Origin of the sequence: Cellulosimicrobium sp. NPDC055967, assembly GCF_042269845.1 — a bacterium.
Classification (GTDB): Bacteria; Actinomycetota; Actinomycetes; order Actinomycetales; family Cellulomonadaceae; genus Cellulosimicrobium.
This window is the reverse complement of the sequence record NZ_JBHJYJ010000001.1, coordinates 394,947-414,219: the sequence shown is the minus strand read 5'-3', so window position 1 is coordinate 414,219 and position 19,273 is coordinate 394,947. Positions and strand designations below refer to the sequence as shown.

12 protein-coding genes are annotated in these 19,273 nt (G+C 75.3%); 10 read left to right on the top strand and 2 right to left on the bottom strand.

Annotated features, from left to right (window positions below; genetic code table 11):
• Nucleotides 1-92: 92 nt before the first annotated feature.
• The 4 genes from ACFC2L_RS01685 (at nucleotide 93) to ACFC2L_RS01670 (ending at nucleotide 5,082) form a co-directional block, all read left to right on the top strand.
• The gene (locus tag ACFC2L_RS01685) at nucleotides 93-629 is read left to right on the top strand and encodes a hypothetical protein (protein WP_375822497.1); all 537 of its coding nucleotides are present in this window, start codon (nucleotides 93-95) and stop codon (nucleotides 627-629) included.
• Nucleotides 630-732: 103 nt separating this feature from the next.
• Nucleotides 733-2,412, top strand: a complete 1,680-nt coding sequence (locus tag ACFC2L_RS01680) for a methyltransferase (protein ID WP_375822496.1) — start codon at nucleotides 733-735, stop codon at nucleotides 2,410-2,412.
• 84 nt (nucleotides 2,413-2,496) lie between these two features.
• On the top strand, nucleotides 2,497-3,468 hold the full coding sequence (locus ACFC2L_RS01675; RefSeq protein ID WP_375822495.1) for a LysR family transcriptional regulator: 972 nt from the start codon (nucleotides 2,497-2,499) through the stop codon (nucleotides 3,466-3,468).
• A 117-nt stretch (nucleotides 3,469-3,585) separates the two neighbouring features.
• Nucleotides 3,586-5,082: a S1 family peptidase gene (locus ACFC2L_RS01670; RefSeq protein WP_375822494.1), complete on the top strand. Its 1,497-nt coding sequence runs from the start codon at nucleotides 3,586-3,588 to the stop codon at nucleotides 5,080-5,082.
• A gap of 134 nt (nucleotides 5,083-5,216) precedes the next feature.
• Here the strand turns inward: ACFC2L_RS01670 and ACFC2L_RS01665 are convergent, their stop codons facing one another.
• Entirely contained in the window at nucleotides 5,217-5,918 is a 702-nt protein-coding gene (locus ACFC2L_RS01665; protein WP_375822493.1) for a vitamin K epoxide reductase family protein, read from the bottom strand.
• A 369-nt stretch (nucleotides 5,919-6,287) separates the two neighbouring features.
• Between ACFC2L_RS01665 and ACFC2L_RS01660 the strand changes: the two genes are divergently transcribed.
• The 3 genes from ACFC2L_RS01660 to ACFC2L_RS01650 are packed head-to-tail and all read left to right on the top strand — an operon-like array spanning nucleotide 6,288 to nucleotide 12,426.
• Nucleotides 6,288-7,997, top strand: a complete 1,710-nt coding sequence (locus ACFC2L_RS01660; protein ID WP_375822492.1) for a DUF3375 domain-containing protein — start codon at nucleotides 6,288-6,290, stop codon at nucleotides 7,995-7,997.
• Nucleotides 7,994-8,758 carry a DUF4194 domain-containing protein gene (locus ACFC2L_RS01655; protein WP_375822491.1) on the top strand — a complete coding sequence of 255 codons (765 nt, stop codon included), beginning with the start codon at nucleotides 7,994-7,996 and terminating at the stop codon, nucleotides 8,756-8,758. The genes ACFC2L_RS01660 and ACFC2L_RS01655 overlap by 4 nt, the downstream gene beginning before the upstream one ends.
• Entirely contained in the window at nucleotides 8,758-12,426 is a 3,669-nt protein-coding gene (locus ACFC2L_RS01650) for an ATP-binding protein (RefSeq protein ID WP_375822762.1), read from the top strand. The genes ACFC2L_RS01655 and ACFC2L_RS01650 overlap by 1 nt, the downstream gene beginning before the upstream one ends.
• Before the next feature lie 76 nt (nucleotides 12,427-12,502).
• Here the strand turns inward: ACFC2L_RS01650 and ACFC2L_RS01645 are convergent, their stop codons facing one another.
• Complete coding sequence (locus ACFC2L_RS01645) at nucleotides 12,503-13,210, bottom strand: TetR/AcrR family transcriptional regulator (protein WP_375822490.1); 708 nt, start codon at nucleotides 13,208-13,210, stop codon at nucleotides 12,503-12,505.
• A 136-nt stretch (nucleotides 13,211-13,346) separates the two neighbouring features.
• Here ACFC2L_RS01645 and ACFC2L_RS01640 point away from each other — a divergent pair, with 136 nt between their 5' ends.
• The 3 genes from ACFC2L_RS01640 (at nucleotide 13,347) to topA (ending at nucleotide 19,192) form a co-directional block, all read left to right on the top strand.
• Nucleotides 13,347-15,062: an ABC transporter substrate-binding protein gene (locus ACFC2L_RS01640; protein ID WP_375822489.1), complete on the top strand. Its 1,716-nt coding sequence runs from the start codon at nucleotides 13,347-13,349 to the stop codon at nucleotides 15,060-15,062.
• Between the two features lie 62 nt (nucleotides 15,063-15,124).
• The gene (locus ACFC2L_RS01635; protein WP_375822488.1) at nucleotides 15,125-16,246 is read left to right on the top strand and encodes a phosphatase PAP2 family protein; all 1,122 of its coding nucleotides are present in this window, start codon (nucleotides 15,125-15,127) and stop codon (nucleotides 16,244-16,246) included.
• A gap of 168 nt (nucleotides 16,247-16,414) precedes the next feature.
• Nucleotides 16,415-19,192, top strand: coding sequence for a type I DNA topoisomerase (gene topA / locus ACFC2L_RS01630; protein ID WP_375822487.1), 2,778 nt, complete (start codon nucleotides 16,415-16,417; stop codon nucleotides 19,190-19,192).
• Nucleotides 19,193-19,273 lie beyond the last annotated feature (81 nt).

Below are 19,273 nucleotides of genomic sequence, written 5' to 3'. Positions count from 1 at the left end.
TTGCGTCCCGTGGCGCTCGCCACATGGGGAGCGGTCCCCACCCCGGCGGTTTGGGGGCGCGCGACGCGACGGCATGCGAAACCATGGGGCTCATGCGCAACCGACTGACGATCACGAAGACCACGACCGCCCTCGCGACGAGCGCCCTCCTCGTGCTCGGCCTCGCCGCCTGCGGTGGCTCGGGCGACGACGCGAGCACCGACTCCGAGACGACCGCGTCCGAGGAGACGACCCCGGCCGAGGACGAGTCCACCGACAGCGCCGAGTCGGAGGAGCCCACGGAGGAGGAGTCCGGCGACGCCGAGGCCTCGGGCGACTTCTGCACGGCCTACCAGACGCTCCTCGACGCCCAGAGCACGCTCGGCTCGATCGACTCCAGCGACCCGGCCGCCGCCGTGACCGAGTTCGAGACGTTCACCGCGTCCCTCGAGGCGGCTGAGGCTCCCGCCGAGATCAGCGGCGACTGGGACACGGTGACGGGCGTCTTCCGCCAGCTCACCGACACGCTCGAGACCGCCGTGGACGACCCGGCCAGCGCCGACCTGTCCTCCATCACGTCGCTCATGACCGACGAGTCGTTCCAGACCTCCGCCCAGAACGTCGCGGTGTACGGCACGCAGAACTGCTGACGCCCCTGCTCCCTCCGGACCCCGGCCCGCCTCGGCGCGCCGGGGTCCGGCGCGTCCGGGGCCGGACCGACCGCCCCGCGCGCGGATCCGCCAGGATGGACCCATGCCTCCCGCCGACGCCGTCCCTGCCTCGTCCACGCCCGCCGCGCCGGACGGTCTCGTGAGCCCCGCCGCGCCCGGTGCGGGCCTCGCGCCCGCGGAGCTCGCGGCGGCCGCCGCGACGCTGCGCGCGGACCTCGCGGCGGCAGGGTTCACGGTCGACGGCGTCGAGCGGGTGCTCGGCCCCGTCGCCTCGGCCGCGCTGCACCGCGAGCAGGCGGTGCCCGCGCGGCGCGCGCTGCGGGGACGCGAGGGCGACCCCACGGACGCGCTCGCCGCGCTCTTCCTCCTGGGCGACGACGTCCCGCGCGCTGCGGTCGACGCCGCCCTGGGTCGCACGGGGGTCGACGGCGCCCGGCGGCTCGGCCTGGTCGAGGCCGCGGGCGCGGCGGACGACGACGCCGTGCGCGCCGTCGTGGACCTGCGGCCCTACGCGGCGTCGGACGCGGCGGGCCCGGTGACGTGGTGGCTGTCCTCGGACCTGAGCGAGCTCGCGACGGGTCGCCGGCTCGCGCCGGACCACGTCCTGGGCGCGGGCGGGGCGTCCCTGACGCTCGCGCAGGTGACGGTCCGCACCCCGGTCGGGCGCGTGCTCGACCTCGGGACGGGCTGCGGGATCCAGGCACTGCACGCCGCGCGGCACGCGCGGTCGGTCGTCGGCACCGACATCTCGCGGCGCGCCCTCGGGTTCACGGCGTTCAACACCGCGTTCAACGGGGCGTTCAACACGGCGGCCGACACGGAGCCCGACACGACTGCGGGGCCTGCTGCACCGATCGAGCTTCGCGAGGGGTCGATGCTCGAGCCCGTGGCGGGCGAGCGGTTCGACCTCGTCGTGTCGAACCCGCCGTTCGTCATCACGCCCCGCGCCGGCGGCGCCGGCGCGCTGCCCGAGTACGAGTACCGCGACGGCGGGCGTGCGGGCGACGACGTCGTGCGCGACCTCGTGACGGGCGTCGGCGAGGTGCTCGCACCGGGCGGCGTGGCCCAGCTCCTCGGCAACTGGGAGCACCGCCGCGGCGTCCCGTGGGACGAGCGCGTCGGGGCGTGGCTCGACGAGGCGGGGCTGGACGGCTGGGTGGTCCAGCGCGAGGTGCAGGACCCGGCCGAGTACGCCGAGACGTGGATCCGCGACGGCGGGACGACGCCGGAGCGCGAGCCCGCGGCCTGGGCCGCCGCCTACGCCGCGTGGCTCGACGACTTCGCGGCCCGCGACGTGGAGGCCGTCGGGTTCGGCATCGTGACGTTGCGGCGTCCGCTCGACGGTGCCCGCCCCACCCTGCGCCGGCTCGAGGAACGCACCGGGCCGGTCCGCCAGCCCCTCGGCGGCCACCTCGCGGCGTCGCTCGCGGCGCACGACTGGCTCACGGCGCGCGACGACGCCGCGCTCGCGGAGGCGCGTCTGGCCGTCGCGTCCGACGTGACCGAGGAGCGGTTCCACACGCCGGGCGCTCCCGATCCGACGGTCGTCCTGCTGCGCCAGGGCGACGGGTTCGGGCGGGCCGTCCAGGCGTCGACGGGGCTCGCCGCGCTCGTCGGCGCGAGCGACGGCGAGCTCACCGTCGGGCAGCTCGTCGGGGCGATCGCCGCGCTCTTCGAGGTGCCGGCGGACGACCTCGCGGGCGAGCTGCTGCCGACCGTGCGGGGCCTTGTGGGCGACGGGTTCCTGGTGCCGGTCGGCTGACGCCCGGGTCGGGCGACGGTCGCGGTCGCGAGGCGGGCGAGACGGGCGAGACAGGGCGGGCGCGTACCGATACGTTCGGGTGGCATGGACCTCGAGGTGCGGCACCTGCGCATGATCGTGGTGGTGGCCGAGTCGGGCAGCGTGACCAAGGCGGCGGCGTCGCTGGGCCTCGCGCAGCCCGCCCTCACCGCCCAGCTCAACCGGATCGACCGCGCGCTGGGCGGGTGCGTGTTCACGCGCGACCGCCTGGGCGCGCGCCCGACCGAGCTCGGTGAGCTCGTGCTGCGGCACGCGCGCGTCGTGCTGCCCGCGATGGCGGCGCTCGTCGACGACGCGCGGCGGCACGTCTCCGACCGGGCGACGACGGGGGCCGTCCGCGTGGGGACGGTGAGCTCCGCGATCGGAGGGCTGTTCGCGAACCGCCTGCACGCGGCGCTGCCCGCCGCGCTCGGGGTCGACGACCTCCTCGTCACCACGGCGACGTCGTGGTCCGTCGAGGAGACGGCGGAGCGGCTCGCGAGCGGGACCCTCGACGTCGCGCTGGTCGGCATGTGCGGCGACGCGGCCCCGCCGGCGGAGGGCGGGGTCGTGTGGACGGCGGTCTCGACGGACCCCGTGTTCGTCCTCGTCGACGAGTACCACCCGGTCGCGGCGCGGGACGCCGTCGGGCTGGGCGAGCTCGCCGACGCGCTGTGGCTCACGGCCCCCGGCAGCGGCTGCTTCGAGCGGTGCTTCGTGAGCGCGTGCGTGCGGGCGGGGTTCACGCCGCGGGCGATGGGAGAGTCGGACCGGACGTCGTGCATCGACCAGGTGCGCGGCGGTCACGCGGTCGCGCTCGTCCAGCCGGTGCTGCTCGACGCGCCGGGCGTGCGGACGGTCGCCCTCGACGGGGCTCCGCTGCGCTGGACGCACCACGTGGGCTGGCGCCGCGACGCGGCCGAGCGCCTCCCGGTCGACGCGATCGCGCGCGCCGCCGCGGGGGCGCACCGCGACGCGGTGCAGCGTTCGCCGCGCTACCGGCGCTGGCGTGCCGAGCACCCGGTGGAGATCGCGTAGGGGCGAGCCCGCACATAGCGCCCGCGTATGACCTGATCGCGATCTGGGCGTGGGCTGGACGTCTCCCTAGCGTGACCCTCGACCGGGCCGCCCGGCCCGGCGAAGGGAATGGACGACATGACACGACCACTCCGCAGGAGGATCGCCGCGGTCACCGCCGCCGCGACGCTCCTGACGGGCGCGGCCGCGACGCACGCCGTCGCGGGCACGCCCGCCCCCGAGGACCAGCGCGCGACGGTGCGCGCGGTCCCCAAGACGACCCCCGGCCTGGAGCGCGCGCTGCAGCGCGACCTGGGCCTCAGCGCGCGAGACGCACGGACGCGGCTCGCCTTCCAGTCCGACGCGGCGGGCACCGAGGCGGCGCTGGAGCGTCGCCTGGGCGCCGACTACGCCGGCGCCTGGGTCGACGACGCCGCGAACGTCCTCTACGTCGGCGTCACCGACGCCGCCGACGCCCGTGCGGTGCGGGCCGAGGGCGCCACCGCGGTGACCGTGGACCACACGCTCGCCGACCTCGAGTCCTGGCGCGCGACCCTCGACGGCGCGCTCGCCGACGACCCGGCGGCGCTGCCGGGCTGGTACGTCGACGTGACGCGCAACCGCGTCGTCGTCTCCGTGCGCGAGGGCGGCGAGTCCGACGTCGCCGCGCAGGTCGCGGCGGCGGGCGTGCCCGCGGACGCGGTGGCGTACGAGGAGACCACCGAGGTGCCGCGGCCGCTCGTCGACGTCGTGGGCGGCAACGCCTACACGATCGGCGGCGGGACGCGGTGCTCCGTCGGGTTCGCGGTCCAGGGCGGGTTCGTCACCGCCGGGCACTGCGGCTCGGTCGGTGCGCGCACCTCGGGCCCCGCCGGCACGTTCCGCGGGTCGAGCTTCCCGGGCAACGACTACGCCTGGGTCCAGGTCGACGCGGGCAACACGCCGGTGGGCGCGGTGAACAACTACGCCGGCGGCCGCGTGGCCGTGGCCGGGGCGACGCAGGCGCCGGTCGGCGCGTCGGTGTGCCGGTCGGGCTCCACGACCGGCTGGCACTGCGGGACGGTCCTGGCGTACAACGCCTCGGTCACGTACGCGCAGGGCACCATCACCGGCCTCATCCGCACGAACGTGTGCGCCGAGCCGGGCGACTCCGGCGGCTCGCTGCTCGCGGGCAACCAGGCGCAGGGCGTCACCTCCGGCGGGTCGGGCAACTGCAGCTCCGGCGGCACGACGTACTTCCAGCCCGTCGGGGAGATCCTCTCCGCGTACGGGCTCACGCTCGTCACGAGCGACGGCGGGGGCGGCGACCCCGAGCCCCCGACCGGGTGCACCGGCTACGCCCGGACGTACACCGGCACGCTCTCCGCCGGGGCGACGGCCGTGCAGCCGAACGGGTCGTACTACACGGCCGCGACCGCGGGCTCCCACCGCGGCTGCGTCACGGGCCCGGCCGGGAGCGACTACGACCTGTACCTGCAGCAGTGGAACGGGTACTCGTGGGTGACGGTCGCGCAGTCCACGTCGCCGGGGGCCAACGAGTCCCTGACGTACAACGGCGCAGCGGGCTACTACCGGTTCGTCGTGCACGCCTACGCAGGCTCGGGCGCCTACTCGCTGGGGACCACGACCCCCTGAGCCCCTGACCGGCTGACCCCCGTCCGCGTCGAGCACGAGGTTGCTGTCGTTCCCGTCCTCTTTCCGGGAGCAACCTCGTGCTCGACGGCGTGCAGGGACGTTCTCGGCGTGGCTCGCCGCGTGCGGGGGTCCCGTCAGGCCAGCAGCGCAGGGCCGTACTTGAGCACCACGAGGATCGCGAGACCCACGAGCCACGCCGCCACCAGGTAGCCGAAGGCCCCCGAGCGGACGAACCCGAGCAGCCGCGCCTGCGCGGCGCGCGGCAGGTACAGGTTGTCCTCCAGGACGTTCCAGTGCAGGAGCGACGCGAACACGAGCGTCGTCGAGACCGTGATGAGCAGGCACCACGGGCACAGCGCGCCGATCACGAACATCGACTGGTAGAAGAGCCAGTAGGCGAACACGACCCCGAGGAAGTACACGCACTGCGCGGCGAAGAGGAACCAGCGGGGGAACCGCGTCCCGCCCAGCGCCGCGACCGCCGTCGTGATGACGATGGGTTCGGCGACGAGGCCGAGGAACGCGTTCGGGAACCCGAACACCTGCGCCTGCCAGGACTGCGCGACCGTCCCGCACGACAGCACGGTGTTGACGTCGCACGACAGCGTGGCCGTCGGGTTCGCGGCGAGGAGCACGGCGTCGTAGGACAGCACGAACGCCGCGGTCAGGCTGAGCAGGCCGAACAGCAGCATCTCGCCGAAGAGGACGCCGCGGGAGTGGGTCCAGCCGGTGGGGCGGGCGAACGGGTCGAACGCCGCGTCCTGCGCGCTCCCCGTGCCCGACGGCGTCCGGCCCGGGCGCGCGTCGTCCGTCAGGGCGGTGGTCGTTCCGGTCACGGGCGGTCCTCGGGTCCGCGGGGCCCCGCCGGGTCGGGGGACGCCCCGGCGGGCGGGCAGAAGGTGGCGCCGGCCGGCAGGGTGGGCGCGCTGCCGGCTCGGCGCCGCACCCAGGCTACGAAGCCCGCACCCTCGGCCGACAGGGACCATGGTCCCGGATCCTGGCCCCGCATCCGGGCCGCTGCCGAGCGGTGCACGGCGGCACGACGGATGCACCTCTGGGCGCATCTCTCGAGCGCTGGTGCATCGCTCGCCGTCGGGCCGGGTCGGTCCGACCGGTGGGTCGTCCGGGCGCCGGGGGCTGCCCGACCTAAGATCTGGGGGCGCCCGTGCTTCCCGCGGGGCCGCCCTTCCCCTGAGAGGACCTGCGTGCAGCACGACGACGTCGACTCCCTGCGACGGTCGAGCGCGGCGTGGCGGCTCCTGCGCGCGGACACGGCGCCGCTCGTGCTGTCGTTCCTCGGCACGTTGTTCGTCGAGGACAACGTGCGCGCGATCCCCGAGAGCGAGCTCGTCGCGCGGCTCGACGACCACCTGTGGGCGGTCGACGGGGGGTCCGTCCGGGGCGGCGGTCGTCGTGACGGTGCAGAGCCGCGGTACCCGCGCACCCCGCAGGCGTACGTCGACCACTGGGCGCACCCGGACCAGGGCTGGCTGCGCGCCTGGTACCCGCCGGGCTCCGGCGAGCCGCACTACGACGCGACGCCCGCCGTCGAGCAGGCCGTGCGCTGGGTCGCGTCGCTGCGCGGCCGCGGGTTCGTCGGCACCGAGTCGCGGCTCAACACGGTCTTCGAGCTCCTGCGCCAGCTCGCCGTCGGGACGCAGACCGACCCGGCGGAGCGTCTGCGCGAGCTCGAGGAGCGCCGCTCCGCGATCGACGAGGAGATCGCGCAGGTGCGTGCCGGGCGCGTCGCCGTGCTCGACGCCGCCGCGCAGCGCGACCGCTACCAGCAGCTCACGCAGACCGCCGCCGACCTGCTCTCCGACTTCCGCGAGGTCGAGGCGAACTTCCGCTCGCTCGACCGCGAGCTGCGCGAGCGCATCACCGGCTGGGACGGCGCCAAGGGCGAGCTGCTCGAGGAGGTCGTGCGGTCGCGCACGGCCATCGCGGAGTCCGACCAGGGCCGGTCGTTCCACGCGTTCTACGACTTCCTCCTCGACCGCCGCCGGCAGGAGGAGTTCGCCGCGCTCGTCGAGCGCGTCCAGTCCCTCGACGCGATCGTGCCCGACGTCGTGCGGCCGGCACCCGCGGCCCCCGCGGCCCACGACGCGGCCGTGCGGGCCGCGGCGGACGACGAGCACCGTCGGCTGCGCCGCGTGCACTACGACTGGCTGGACGCCGGCGAGCGCACGCAGGCGACCGTGCGGACCCTCTCCGAGCAGCTCCGCCGCTTCCTCGACGACCAGGTCTGGCTCGAGAACCGGCGGGTCATGGACATCCTGCGCGGCGTGGAGGCGAAGGCGCTCGCCGCGCGCGACGTCGCCCGCAGGCCGGGCGGCCCGGGCGCGGGAGGCCCCCCGGGGATGGCGGTCGACGCCGTCGCGCCGGAGGTCGTGCTGCCGACGGAGCGGCCGCTCTTCACGCCGCGGCCCACGGCCCGGCTCGACTCGGACCACGTCGAGGCCGGCGACGACGACTTCGAGGTCGACGCGCTGTACGACCAGGTGCACGTCGACCCGGAGCGCCTCGCGCGGGCCGTCCGCGCGACGCTCTCCCGGCCCGGCGGCCCGGGGGAGGTCGCGCTCGCCGACCTGCTCGCCGACGCGCCCCTCGAGCACGGGCTGGCCGAGCTCGTGACGTACCTGTCCCTGGAGGACCCGCGCTTCGTCGTCGTGCACGACGAGGAGCGCACCGACGAGGTGCGCTGGGAGGGAGAGGCCCCGACCGGGCCCGTCGCCGAGGACGGGGCGCCGGACCCGGTGCTGCGCGTCGCGCGGCTCCCGCGCGTCACGTACGCGCGGCGCACGGGGGCGGGCGGTCCTCCGCGCGACCCGGTCTCCGTCCCCGGCACCCCGCCCGGCCCGCACCCCCGTGACACCGCCGACACCGCCGACACCGCCCCGGAGGAGACCTCGTGAGCACGACCCGCACCGCGCGCGACCCGGAGCTGTCCGTCGTCGTGACGTCGCTGCTCAAGGGCGTCGTCTACCGCGAGTCCGGCGAGGCGCTGTGGCGCGACCTGCTCGCGCGCGAGGCGCAGGTGCGCGACACGGTCGCGATGATGGGCCTCCAGGTCGTCGTGGACGAGGGCGACGGCTACGCCTACCTGCGCTCGCAGCCCGAGCACGAGCGCGACGAGCGCGTGCCCCGCCTCATCCCGCGCCGCGAGCTGCCGTTCGACGTGAGCCTGCTGCTCGCGCTGCTGCGCAAGCGGCTCGCGCAGGCGGACTCCGAGGGCGGCGAGACGCGGCTCGTGCTCGCGCGCGCGGAGATCGTCGACCTGCTGCGGGTGTTCCTCGCGCAGGACGCCGGCGCGGCGGCCAACGAGGCGCGGCTCGTGGACCGCGTGGACGGGCTCGTCCGGCGCGTCGTGGAGCTCGGATTCCTGCGCCCGGCGGGCCGCCCCGACCCGGACGGCTCGCCCGACGGCGGGACCCCGGGCGACGACGCCGACGCCGCGACGGGGGACGCGCGGCGGTACGAGGTGCGCCGCATCCTCAAGGCGTTCGTCGACGCGCAGTGGCTCGCGGACTTCGACGCGCGCCTCGCGCAGTACCTGGAGCTGGCCGCGGACGGCGGGGCGCGCGGGACGTCGTCGGGCACGAGCGCTGGCGCAGGGACGGCCGCAGGGACGAGCGCAGGGACGAGCGCAGGCACGACGACGAGGACGGTGGCGTGATGGAGGGCCTGTTCAGCGCGGTCGAGCTGCACGACCCGGCGGCGGACCTCGACGCCCGGGCGGGCTTCCGCCTCGAGCGGCTCGAGGTGCTCAACTGGGGCACGTTCGACCAGCGTGTGTGGGCGTTCGACCTCGACGGGCGCAACGCGCTCCTCACGGGCGACATCGGGTCGGGCAAGTCGACGATCGTCGACGCCGTGACGACGCTGCTCGTGCCGTCGCACCGCATCTCCTACAACAAGGCGGCGGGGGCGGGCGCGCGCGAGCGGTCCCTGCGGTCGTACGTCGCGGGGCACTACAAGTCCGAGCGCGACGAGGCGACGGGCACGACGCGTCACGTCGGGCTGCGCGAGCGCGGCACGTACTCGGTGGTGCTGGGCCGGTTCTCCAACCGCGGGTTCGACCAGGAGGTCACGCTCGCCCAGGTGTTCTGGCTCGCGCCGGGGCAGTCGGGCCAGCCGGACCGGTTCTTCGTCACGGCCGACCGCCCGCTGACGATCACGGCGGACTTCGCCGGGTTCGGCGGCGACGTGGCGGCGCTGCGGCGTCGGCTGCGCGAGTCCGGCGCCCAGGTGCGCGACCACTTCCCCGAGTACGGGCGCGACTTCCGCCGCCTGCTCGGCATCCCGTCGGAGCAGGCGATGGACCTGTTCCACCAGACCGTGTCCATGAAGTCGGTCGGCGACCTCGGCGAGTTCGTGCGCGAGCACATGCTCGAGCCGTTCGACGCCGACCGGTGGACGGACCGGCTCGTCGCCCACTTCGACGACCTCACGAGCGCGCACGACGCCGTCGTGCGGGCCACCGCGCAGATCGAGCGCCTCGCGCCCCTGCTCGCGGACTGCGACGCGCACGACGCGCTGGGGGAGCGGTCCGCCGCGCTCGTGGCGCGCCGCGACGCCCTGCGCGCGTTCACGGCGTCGCGCCGCGTGGCCGACCTCGACGGGCTCATCGGCGCGCTCGACGAGCGCGTCGCGGACGGCGAGTCCCGCCGCCAGCGGGTCGGCGACGAGCTGGGGCTCCTCGCGGCCGAGCGGCAGCGGCTCGAGCTCGAGCGCGCGGGCCACGGCGGCGACCGGCTCGCCGCGATCGAGGGCGAGGTCGCGCGCCGCGAGGTCGAGCGCGCCGCGCGCGAGCGCCGCGTCGCCCAGCTCGCGGGCTACGCCGCCGCGGCGGGCCTCACTCTCGCTGCACCCGAGGCTGCCGAACCCGGGGTCTCCCCCCAGGGTGAGGGCGTCGTGGGGAGCGAGCCAGGGTTCGGCGGCGGGGCGGCGGCCGTGGCAGCCGCGCTGGTCGACGCCGAGGCGTTCGCCGCGCTGCGACGTGCGGCCGACGACGCCGCGGTGCGCGTGCGCGACGGCCTCGCCCGGGCGGAGGAGCGGGCGAGCGAGGTCGCCGCGGAGGTGCGTGCCGTCGAGCAGGAGACCGCCGACGTCAAGGCCGAGCTCGCGAGCCTCGCCGACCGGCGCTCCAACCTGCCGCGCACCCACCTGGAGGTCCGCGACCGGCTGTGCGCCGGCGTCGGGCTCTCCCCGGCGGACGTGCCGTTCGTCGGCGAGCTGCTCGCGGTGCGCCCGGAGCACGCCGACTGGGAGGGCGCGGCCGAGCGCGTGCTGCGCGGTTTCGCACTCTCTCTCCTCGTGCCCGCGGCGCACTACGACGCCGTGTCCGCCTGGGTCGACCGCGAGCACCTGGGCCTGCGGCTCGTGTACCACCGGGTGCCCGCGCGCGTCCCGGCCGCCCGGCCCGCGCCGCGCGACGACGTCCCGCTGCTCGCCGACCTGCTCGACGTGCGGCGGCTCGACGACGCGCCGTCGCTCACGGCGTGGGTCGAGGCCGAGCTGGAGCGCCGCGCCGACCACGCGTGCGCGCCCGACCTCGACGCGTTCCGCCGGCTGCCGCGGGCGATCACGCGCGCGGGCCAGGTGAAGCACTCGCCGGACCACCACGAGAAGAACGACACGCGCGCCGTGGACGACCGCCGCGGCTACGTGCTCGGGTGGTCGACGCAGGCCAAGATCGACGCGCTGCTGGAGCAGGCGGCCGAGGTGACCGCGCGGCGCGACACGCTCGCGCGGCGCCGCGACGAGGCCGCCGCCGCGCGCGCCGACCTCCAGGCGCGCTCGGCCGCGCTCGGGCGGCTCGACGTCTACCGCGACTGGGACGAGCTCGACCGCGGCGCGGAGACGGCGCGCATCGCCGAGCTCGCCGAGGAGAAGCGGCGGCTCGAGGAGGCGAGCGACGAGCTCGGCCGGATCGCGACGCTGCTCGACGACAACGCGCGCCGCCACGGCGAGCTCGAGGCCGAGCGCGACCGCGTCGTCGCGACGCTCGGCGCGGACCGGCACGCGCTCGACGAGGCGCGCACCGCGCGCGAGCGGGCCCGGGCCGTGCTCGACGGCGCGGGCGAGGCGCTCGACGAGGAGACGACGGCGGCCCTCACCGCGGAGTTCGACCGCGAGCTCGCGGCCGTCGGCGCGGCCGGCGCCGGCCGGGACGGTGCCGACCGGGACGGTGCCGACCGGGGCGGCGCGACCGGCCCGACGCGCGCGGCCGACCTGGACGCCGTCGAGAACGCGGTGCGCTCGCGGCTCACGGCCGAGGCGGAGCAGGCGCAGCGCGAGCGGGCCGACCTCGGGACGCGCGTCGCGGGCCAGATGGCGTCGTTCCGCTCGGCCTACCCGGTGGAGACGGCCGAGCTCGACGCGGACGTGCGGTCGGCCGACGGCTACCGCGAGATCCACGACCGGCTCGTGCGCGACGACCTCCCGCGCTTCGAGGCCGACTTCAAGGCGTACCTCAACACGAACGCGATCCGCGACATCGCGGGCTTCGCGGCCGAGCTCGCCAAGCAGGCCGACGTCATCCGCGACCGGATCGACACGATCAACGACTCGCTGCGCGCGATCGACTACAACCCGGGCCGGTACATCCGCCTCGAGATGTCGCGCACGCCGAACCTGGAGGTGCGCGAGTTCCAGCAGGACCTGCGCGCGTGCACCGACGGCGACGGGATCCTCGCCGAGGACGACCGCGCGCTCGCCGAGGGCGACGGGTCGCTCGCCGACGCCGCGCTGTCCTACTCGGAGGACCGGTTCCTGCGGGTCAAGGCGCTCGTCGAGCGGTTCCGCGGCCGGGAGGGCATAACCGACCTGGACGAGGCGTGGCGCCGCCGCGTGACCGACGTCCGCAACTGGTTCGTGCTCTCCGCGTCGGAGCGGTCGCGCGCCGACGACTCCGAGCACGAGCACTACTCCGACTCCGGCGGCAAGTCCGGCGGGCAGAAGGAGAAGCTCGCGTACACCGTGCTCGCGGCGTCGCTCGCCTACCAGTTCAAGCTCGACTGGGGCGCGGTGCGCTCGACGGCGTTCCGGTTCGTCGTCATCGACGAGGCGTTCGGTCGGGGGTCGGACGAGTCGACCCGGTTCGCGCTCGAGCTGTTCCGCCGCCTCGGGCTCCAGCTGCTCATCGTCACGCCGCTGCAGAAGATCCACGTCATCGAGCCGTACATCTCGGCCGTCGGGTTCGTGGACAACCCGTCGGGCCGGTCGTCCCGCCTGCGGACCCTGTCGATCGCCGCGTACCGCGACGGCCGCACGGCCGGCGAGGCGCCGCCGTCGGGCACGGACGTCACGACCGCGCCGGAACCCGAGCCCGCCACGAGGTAGAGCCCTGGTCCGCCGAGGCAGAGCCCTGGTCCGCCGACGTGGATCCCTGTGTCGGGCGCGGCCCGACGGCGGGGCGTCAGCCGAGCGGGCGCGGACGCCGGGCCCCGGCGAGGGTGGAGGCGAGGATCGCCTCGATCGCGAACGCGGTGCCCTCGGCGAGGTCCACGGCGTCGGGGTCGAGGAGCCACTGGGTCTGGAGGCCGTCCATCGCCCCGATGATCGTGGACGCGGCGAGGTCGAGCGCGGCGTCGGTGAGCTCGTAGTCCGTGTCGGTGTCGCCCGCGGCGCGGCGCTCCTCGATCACCTCGCGCAGCGCGCCCGCGATGTCGGCGCGCAGCCCGGCGAAGCGCTCGGTGACCCAGGCGCTCGCCGGGTGGCCGTCGGTGACGGCCTCGCCCGTGAGCACGGTGTAGGCCTGGACGATCCCGGGCCGCTCGGCGTTGATCGCGGCGGTCTTGACGAGGTGCCGGAAGAGGTCGAGCCCGCCGGGGATGTGCTGCCCCTCGAGGTGCTCGACGTCGACGCGGTCCCGGAACTCCAGCACCTCGGTGAGCAGGCGGTCCTTGGAGCCGAAGTGGTGCAGCACCCCGGCGTGCGTGATGCCGACCTGCTCGGCGACCTCGGCGAGCGAGCCCTGGTGGTAGCCCTTGGACCCGAACACGCGCATCGCCGCGCGCAGGATCTCCTCGCGGCGCTCGAGCGTCGCCGGGCGCGTGCGGCGGGGGCGGGGCGTCCGTGCGGGGGCGGCATCGGTGGCGCTCCGCGCGGGGGTGGCGTCGGTCATGACCGCAACCATACTGTGACCCGCTGTCTCTTACTGACGAGTTAGTAATGTGTGGTTGAATCGCCTCCGGAATGGCGTCGAGAGCGACGGAGCGCCCGACGTCGCCGCAGACCACGGACTCGATGAGGAGCCCCGCGTGACCACTCGTCCCGTCGCTCGCCGTACCGTCCGCGCCGCGGTGCGTCGTGCGGCCGTCGTCGTCTCCGTCACCGTCCCGGCCGCGCTCGTCGTCGCGGCGTGCGGCCTCCTGGGCCCGGCCCAGGAGCCGACGCCCGAGGCGGTCTCCAGCGTGCTGACGATCGGGATGCCCAACTCGGTGGAGGGGGAGGACCACAACCCCTTCGACAGCGGGTCCGCCGCGCAGAAGCTCGGGTACGCCAACGTCCTCTACGAGCCGCTCGCGCAGGTCAACCTCGTCGACCCCGCCCAGGACCCGACCCCCTGGCTGGCGAGCGCCTGGTCCTGGGACGCGGGCTTCACGGAGCTGCGGGTCACGGTGCGCGAGGGCGTGCTCTGGTCCGACGGCGAGCCCCTCACGCCCGACGACGTCGCCTTCACGTTCAGGCTCCGCAAGGACGACCCCGCGCTCAACCCCGACCTCCTCCCGTACGAGGACGTCCGCGTCGAGGGGCGGGACGTCGTCGTGACGTTCGGGAGCGGCCAGTACGTCAACCGCACGAAGGCGATCAACACGTTCGTCGTGCCCGAGCACGTGTGGGCCGCACGTCCCGCCGAGACGCTCCTGGAGGACCCGAATCTCGCCCCCGTCGGCACGGGCCCGTACGTCCTGGAGGAGTTCGCGCCCGACGGCGTCACGCTCGTCGCCCGGGACGACTACTGGGGCGGGCCCCTCGCCGTCCCCGAGCTGCGGTACGTCGCGTTCCCGGACAACGACTCGCTCACCGCGGCGTACGTGAGCGGCGAGGTGCAGTGGGGCTGGGCGTACATCCCGGGGTACAGGACGGTCTACGTCGCCGCCGACCCCGACCACCTCCACCAGTTCGCCCCCACCGGTCTGGCGATCGACGCGCTCTTCCTCAACACGCAGGTGCCGCCGTTCGACGACGTCGCCGTACGGCGCGCGCTGAACGCCGTGCTCGACCGCGACGACATCTCGAACCTCGCGACGTCGGGCGTCTGGCCGCCGCTGCGCAGCGCGACGGGGCTGCCGCTCCCCGCGGGCGAGACGTTCCTCGCCCCGGACCTCGCCGACCGGCGCCTCGTGGTCGACGTCCCCGGCGCCGTCGCGACCCTCGAGGACGCCGGGTACGAGCTGGTGGACGGCGTGCTGCAGGACGAGGACGGCACGCCCGTCACGTTCACGCTGACGAACCCCTCGGGGTGGACCGACTACATGTGGGAGCTCGAGGCGGTCAAGGAGGCGGCCGCGCGCCTCGGCATCGTCGCGACGGTCGAGGGGCAGGACGAGGCCGACTGGTTCGACGAGATCGGCAGGGGCGACTTCCAGGCCTCGATGCACTGGACCGACGGCGGCGCGACGCCCTGGGACACGTACTCCAGCCAGATGAACGGCGCCCACCTGCGTCCCCTCGGCACCACCGCCGGCGCGAACTTCGGCCGGTTCCAGGACGCCGAGGCCGACGCCGCGTTCCAGACCTACGCGTCCTCGACCGACGAGGCGGAACGCGCGGCGGCGCTGGCCACGATCCAGCACGTCTACGTGGACCAGGTCCCCGCGATCCCGCTCCTCGGCCGGCCGACGGCCGCCCAGTACTCGACCGTCGCGTACACCGGGTTCCCGTCGGACGCCGACCCGTACGCGTCGCCGCAGCCGACCAGCCCGGCCGCGTCGCTGATCCTCTCCCGGCTCGTGCCCAGCGCGGGGGAGTAGCGCGCGGAGCCTCTTCCCGTCGTCTTCCCGGAACGCACACACGCGTCCTCTACGGTGGAGGGATGCCAGCCGACCACGCCCCGACCCGGCCGCTGCCGACCAGCGGCGGGACGGGCACGCGACCGCTCCCGGCGACGCCGCCGGTGCTGCCGCCCGCGCCCTCCGGCGCCCCGTTCCCGCCGGTGGCGCCGCCCCCTCCGGTCGCCGCCTACCCGTCCGGCGCCCCCTACCCGCCCGGGGCGTCGTACCCGCCCGTACCGCACCCGGCGCAGCAGCCGGCACCGCACCCGGCGCCCCGGCGCCTCCCGACCGCCGAGGCGGACGGGCCCAGCACCGCGTCGCGCGTCGTCGCCGCGGTCGTCGCGGTGCTCGCCGTCGCGGGCGCGTGGCTCGTGTGGCGGTTCTTCGTCGACACGTTCGCGGGGCAGATGCTCGAGCGGGCCGCGTTCGACGGCGCCGTCGCCGGCCAGGGCGAGCTCTGGGCGGTGGCCAAGCCGGTCCTGGACACGGTCTCGGTCGCGTTCGTCGTCGGCGGGCTCGGCGCGGCCATGGGCATCGCGCTCCTGCGCCGCCGCTGGGGCCTCGCCGTGCAGGTGGCGTTCCTCGTCGTGGGCGCGAACGTGACGACGCAGCTCGTCAAGCACTCGCTCCTCGGTCGCGAGGAGCTGATCGGCGGCTGGCACTGGGAGAACTCGCTGCCCAGCGGCCACACCACCGTCGCCGGATCGGTCGCCGCCGCCCTGCTGCTCGTGGTGCCGCGCGCGGCCCGTCCGCTCGTGGCGGTCCTCGGCGGCGCGTACACGGCCGCGACCGGGGTCTCGACGCTCGTCGGGCAGTGGCACCGCCCGAGCGACGTCGTCGCCGCGGTCCTCGTCGTCCTCGCGTGGGCGGCGCTCGTGTGCGCCTTCACGCCGGGGTCGGCCCTCGACCCGGGCGCCGGCCCGTCGCCGGGCTCGACGGTCATGGCCGTCCTCCTCCTGCTCGGCGCCGCGGCGGCCGGCGTGGCGGCGGCGCTCGCGCTGCGGGCGACGCCCGCGACGTGGGACACGACGGCCGCGCAGGAGGTCACCGCGTACGCCGGCGGGGTGGCGGGAGTGCTCGCGGTGACCGCCGCGGCGTTCGCCGTCCTGCTGCTCGTCCGCCAGTCCACAGCCCGTCCGGACTCCCGTCCGGTTCGGCGGTAGGGTGCGGCTGGCGCGATTGGCGTAACGTCGTAGGCTGCCACGGCGGACGACCGGAGGGTCGTCCTCGCGGCACCACGACGCACCGGACGCGCCCCGGGTGGTGCCCGGCCGCCGTCGGGCGGGGAGCGCCCGCCACGGACACGTACGCACGGACGAAAGCAGGATCGGATGCCACGCAAGCTCGTGATCGTCGAGTCGCCCGCCAAGGCTCGCAAGATCCAGGGCTACCTCGGCGACGACTACGAGGTCGAGGCGAGCGTCGGGCACATCCGCGACCTGCCGCAGCCGTCCGAGCTGCCCGCGGACATGAAGAAGGGCCCGTACGGCAAGTTCGCGGTCGACGTCGACCACGGCTTCGACCCGTACTACGAGGTCTACGCGGACAAGAAGAAGAAGGTCGCGGAGCTCAAGCGCGCGCTCAAGGACGCCGACGAGCTCTACCTCGCGACCGACGAGGACCGCGAGGGCGAGGCCATCGCGTGGCACCTCCTCGAGGCGCTCAAGCCCAAGGTCCCCGTCAAGCGCATGGTGTTCCACGAGATCACGCGCGAGGCCATCCAGCGGGCGCTGCAGAACACGCGCGACCTCGACGAGCACCTCGTCGACGCCCAGGAGACGCGACGCATCCTCGACCGCCTCTACGGCTACGAGGTCTCGCCGGTGCTGTGGCGCAAGATCGCGCAGGGGCTCTCGGCCGGGCGCGTGCAGTCGGTCGCGACGCGCCTCGTGGTCGAGCGGGAGCGCGAGCGCATGGCGTTCGTCGCCGCGGAGTACTGGGACGTCACGGGGACGTTCGAGCACGCGGACGCGTCCGCCGCCGACGCCGGGAAGGCGTTCGGCGCCCGGCTCGTGCAGGTCGGCGACGCGCGCGTCGCGTCGGGCCGCGACTTCGACGACCGCGGTCAGCTGAAGGCCGCGGCGGTGCGCGACGACGTCGCGCACCTGGACGAGGCGACCGCCCGCGCCGTCGTGGCGGGCCTCGCGGACGCCGCGTTCGCCGTGCGGTCGCTCGACACCAAGCCGTACACGCGCCGCCCCGCGGCGCCGTTCACGACGTCGACCCTCCAGCAGGAGGCGAGCCGCAAGCTGCGCATGTCGTCGCGCCAGGCGATGCGCACGGCGCAGTCGCTGTACGAGAACGGCTACATCACCTACATGCGTACGGACTCGCCGTCGCTCTCCGCCGAGGCCACGACCGCGGCCCGGCGCCAGGCGGCCGAGCTCTACGGTCCCGAGTTCGTCCCGGAGAAGCCGCGCGTCTACACCGCGAAGAACCAGGGCGCCCAGGAGGCGCACGAGGCGATCCGTCCCGCGGGCGACTCGTTCCGCACGCCCGCGCAGGTCAAGCGCGAGCTCAGCGACGATCAGTTCAAGCTCTACGAGCTCGTGTGGAAGCGCACCGTCGCGTCGCAGATGGCGGACGCCAAGGGGTCGACGGCGTCGGTGCGCCTCGGCGCGACGCTGTCCGCGGCCGCGGGGGACGTCGCGGGCCGCGACGCCGTCTTCGCCGCGTCCGGCACCGTCATCACGTTCCGCGGGTTCCTCGCCGCGTACGAGGAGAGCTCCGACGTCGACCGGTACGCGGAGGACGCGCCCGTCGTCGGGGCCAAGGGCGACGACGACGCGCGCCTGCCGCAGATGGCCGAGGGCGACCCGCTGCGCGGCGACGACCTCACGGCCGACGGGCACTCGACGTCGGCCCCGCCCCGCTACACCGAGGCGAGCCTGGTCAAGGCGCTCGAGGAGCTCGGCATCGGGCGGCCCTCGACCTACGCGTCGACGATCTCGACCATCCAGGACCGTGGGTACGTGCTCTCGCGCGGGCAGGCGCTCGTGCCGAGCTGGCTCGCGTTCGCCGTCGTGCGGCTGCTCGAGGAGCACTTCGACCGGCTCGTCGACTACGACTTCACGGCGCGCATGGAGGCCGACCTCGACGAGATCGCCGCCGGACGCCGTGACCGCGTCGCGTGGCTCACCGAGTTCTACTTCGGCGACGCCGCGAAGGGTGAGGACGCCGAGGGTCTGCGCGACCTCGTCGCGAACCTCGGCGACATCGACGCCCGCGGCATCAACTCGGTCCCGATCGGCGAGGGCATCCAGCTCCGCGTCGGGCGCTACGGCCCGTACGTGGAGGACCTGTCCGTCCCCGTCAAGGAGGGCGAGAACCCGCCGCGCGCGTCCGTGCCCGACGACGTCGCCCCCGACGAGCTGACCGTCGCCAAGGCGCGCGAGCTGCTCGCGGCCGGCGCCGACGACGGCAAGGTGCTGGGCACCGACCCCGTCTCGGGCAACGAGGTCGTCGCGAAGGCCGGACGCTACGGGCCCTACGTCACCGAGGTCCTCGACCTCCCGCCGATCGACACGAGCCTGTCCGCCGCCGCGCAGAAGAAGGCCAAGGCCGCACAGCCCAAGCCCCGCACGGCGTCGCTGCTCAAGACGCAGTCGCTCGACACGATCACGATCGACGACGCCCTGCGCCTGCTGTCGCTGCCCCGCGTCGTCGGGACCGACCCCGAGTCCGGCGAGGAGATCACGGCGCAGAACGGCCGCTACGGCCCGTACCTCAAGAAGGGCACCGACTCGCGCTCGCTGCCCGACGAGGAGTCGATGTTCACCGTCACCCTCGACGAGGCCATCGAGCTCTACAAGCAGCCCAAGCGCGGCCGTGGCCAGCGCGCCGCGACCCCGCCCCTGCGCGAGCTCGGCGACGACCCGAACAGCGGCAAGCCGATCGTCGTCAAGGACGGTCGCTTCGGCGCGTACGTCACCGACGGCGAGACCAACCGCACCCTCCCGCGCGACGTCACGCCCGAGTCGATCACCCCCGAGCGCGCGATCGAGCTCCTCGCCGAGAAGCGCGCCCAGGGCCCGGCGAAGAAGCGCACCACGGCCCGCAAGCCGGCCGCGAAGAAGGCCCCCGCGAAGAAGCCGGCCGCCAAGAAGTAGCGGCCGTCGGCCGACCAGGTGATCGTGGCGCGTCCGGGCGGCCGGACGCGCCAGATCCCCCTGGTCGAGGGGTCGGTACCG

Coding starts and splice junctions, on each gene's coding strand:
- ACFC2L_RS01670 (WP_375822494.1), top strand. CDS start 3,586: ATGACACGACCACTCCGCAGGAGGATCGCCGCGGTCACCGCCGCCGCG.
- topA (WP_375822487.1), top strand. CDS start 16,415: ATGCCACGCAAGCTCGTGATCGTCGAGTCGCCCGCCAAGGCTCGCAAG.
- ACFC2L_RS01675 (WP_375822495.1), top strand. CDS start 2,497: ATGGACCTCGAGGTGCGGCACCTGCGCATGATCGTGGTGGTGGCCGAG.
- ACFC2L_RS01645 (WP_375822490.1), bottom strand. CDS start 13,210: ATGACCGACGCCACCCCCGCGCGGAGCGCCACCGATGCCGCCCCCGCA.
- ACFC2L_RS01685 (WP_375822497.1), top strand. CDS start 93: ATGCGCAACCGACTGACGATCACGAAGACCACGACCGCCCTCGCGACG.
- ACFC2L_RS01635 (WP_375822488.1), top strand. CDS start 15,125: ATGCCAGCCGACCACGCCCCGACCCGGCCGCTGCCGACCAGCGGCGGG.
- ACFC2L_RS01650 (WP_375822762.1), top strand. CDS start 8,758: ATGGAGGGCCTGTTCAGCGCGGTCGAGCTGCACGACCCGGCGGCGGAC.
- ACFC2L_RS01680 (WP_375822496.1), top strand. CDS start 733: ATGCCTCCCGCCGACGCCGTCCCTGCCTCGTCCACGCCCGCCGCGCCG.